We start from the raw sequence: 2,598 nt of genomic DNA on the forward strand, positions 1-2,598 counted from the left end.
CGGCCGGTGAGGCCCAGCACGCCCAGCAGCGCGAATTGCTGCGCACGTTTGGCCACACTCAGCGAGAGYACCGAGAACACCAGGAAGGCGCCCGTGAACAAGGCCACCAATGCCAGCACCGTCAGGTTGACGCGGTAGGCGCGCGACAGGTTGCTGACGCGTTCGGCCGCGTCCCCTGGCGCTGTGGCGGTGATGTTGGACGGCAGCTGCAGCGACTCGATCACACGGCGCGCATCGGCGCCTGCGCTGAGCCTGAGGTCAATGCGGGAGAGTTGTCCGGCCTTGCCGAAGAGCTCCTGCGCGGCGGCAATGTCCATCACGGCCAGGGGCCCGCCACCGGCGCCGACGCTGCCGGCCACAGAAACCCTGCGCAGTTCAAGGCCGCTTTGTAGGCGCAACTCCGGCGAGTGCAATGCTTGCTGCGCGGCGGGGTTCAAGAACACCTTGCCAGGCGCAAACAGGGCGAAGCGTCCCGCGTCGGAAGACGGCACCGGCATCAGCGACGGCGCGATGGCGGCCACCGCCAGCGCGTCGATGCCGATGATGCGCAGCGGCAGGCGGCCGGTGGGGGAGGTGCCGTCCAGCGCATACGTGCTGATTTCAAGCACCGGGCTGGCCAGCGCGACTTGCGGATGGTTGGCCACGCGCGCGTACACCGCCTCGTCAAAGCTGCCCTGCACGGCACGCAGCTCCAGGTCGGGTTGACCGTTGACCGCGCGCACCGCCTGTGAGAACTCACTGAGTGCCGACGCATTGATGAGCTGTACTGAAAACGCCAGGGCCACGCCCAGCATCACGGCCACTACGGCGGCGGCGTTGCGCCAGGGGTGGTGTTGCAATTCCCGCCAGGAGAAGCTTGAGAGCAGGGCGCGCATGCGCTCATTGTGCCTTTCAGCGCCGCAGCGAAATCAGGCCCTGGGCAGATGAACGAACCCGCCATCTGTATCGGTACAGAATCAGGCTTTCTGGCTCTGTCGGGAAAACGCCTGGTCATTTAAGCTTGCGGTCTTCCGGATGCCCTGGACCCGGATCTTTCTGATTTCTCACCCGGAATGAAAGCGTATTCACCATGCAACTTCCTACTTACGACGACGTCACCGCCGCTGCCGCGCGGCTTGAAGGCCATGCGCACCGCACGCCCGTGTTGCGGTCCAGTACGGCCGATGCCCGCTGGGGCGCGAATTTCTTTTTCAAATGTGAAAACTTCCAGCGCATGGGCGCTTTCAAGTTTCGCGGCGCCTTCAATGCGCTGTCGAAGTTCGACGCGGCGCAGCGCCGGGCCGGTGCTATCGCGTTTTCGTCAGGCAACCATGCGCAGGCGATGGCGCTTTCGGCGAGGCTGCTCGGTATGCCCGTGGTCATCGTGATGCCCAAAGATGCACCCGCTGCCAAGCTGGCCGCCACGCAGGGCTATGGCGCGGAAGTGGTGCTGTACGACCGCTTCACCGAAGACCGCGAGGCCCTGACGAAACGGCTCGCCACCGAACGCGGCATGACGTTGATCCCGMCTTATGACCACCCCGACGTGATCGCCGGCCAGGGTACGGCAGCGAAAGAGCTGATCGAAGAAACCGGCCCGCTGGACCGTCTCTACATATGTCTGGGCGGCGGCGGGCTTACCAGCGGCTCGGCGCTTGCAGCCCGCGCCCTGTCGCCGCAGTGCAAGGTCTATGGCGTAGAGCCTGAAGCGGGGAACGACGGCCAGCAGTCGCTGCGCGCAGGCCGCATCGTGCATATTGAAACGCCAAAAACCATTGCCGACGGCGCACAAACCCAGTACCTGGGCGAGTACACCTTTGCCATCATCCGGCGCGATGTGGACGACATCCTCACGGTAAGCGATGCGCAGCTGGTCGAGTCCATGCGCTTTTTTGCCGAACGCATGAAGATGGTGGTGGAGCCGACAGGCTGCCTGGCGTTTGCCGGGGCATGCGCCGCGCTGCAGGCCAACCCGCCGGCGCCCGGTGAAAAAGTGGGCGTCATCATCAGCGGCGGAAATGTTGATTTGACGCGCTACGCAGAGTTGCTCGCCCGGGCCTGAGCAGGGGAGCGCAGCCTACGGAAGAATCCCGTCAGCGCTCAGATGCAGTCGGCGGTCTGCGCGTGCGGCGGCGGCTTCCGAATGGGTGACCAGCACCAGCGAGGCGCCGTGTTCGCGGGTCTGGGCAATCAGCGCATCCATTACTTTGGCGGCCGTCGTTGGGTCCAGGTTGCCGGTGGGTTCATCGGCCAGCAGCAGGCTGGGCCGGTGTACCAGGGCACGGGCAATCGCCACGCGCTGCAGCTGGCCGCCGCTGAGTTGCTGGGGCAGCCGCCCGCCCATGCCCGACAGGCCGACCGCATCCAGCAGTGACTGCACGCGCGCGTCGTCCGGCTCGCCGAGCAGCAGCAATGGCAGGGCCACGTTCTGCGCGACATCCAGGTGCGGCAGCACATGAAAGGCCTGAAACACAAAACCCACATGGCGGCGGCGTAGCAGCGCACGCTCGTCGTCGGTCATGGCACCCAGGTCCTGGCCGTTCAGCAGTACCGTGCCTTCGTCCCAGGTATCGAGCCCGGCCATGCAGTTGAGCAGCGTTGATTTGCCGACGCCTGATT

Annotated in this window: 2 protein-coding genes and 1 pseudogene; 1 reads left to right on the forward strand and 2 read right to left on the reverse strand. The window is 65.3% G+C overall.

The genetic code is table 11. The features are described from left to right. A pseudogene (locus AC1D1P_RS20530) lies at window positions 1-875 on the reverse strand (ABC transporter permease); the annotation flags it as partial. 194 nt (window positions 876-1,069) lie between these two features. On the opposite strand from AC1D1P_RS20530, the gene AC1D1P_RS20535 reads away from it, so the two are divergent. Beyond that, window positions 1,070-2,041 carry a threo-3-hydroxy-L-aspartate ammonia-lyase gene (locus tag AC1D1P_RS20535; RefSeq protein ID WP_477674231.1) on the forward strand — a complete coding sequence of 324 codons (972 nt, stop codon included), beginning with the start codon at window positions 1,070-1,072 and terminating at the stop codon, window positions 2,039-2,041. 15 nt (window positions 2,042-2,056) lie between these two features. Here AC1D1P_RS20535 and AC1D1P_RS20540 read toward each other — a convergent pair. Further along, the coding region (locus AC1D1P_RS20540; protein ID WP_477674232.1) for an ABC transporter ATP-binding protein at window positions 2,057-2,598 on the reverse strand (542 nt) is incomplete at its 5' end.

It is taken from the genome of Polaromonas sp. P1_E1_2 (assembly GCF_056406035.1).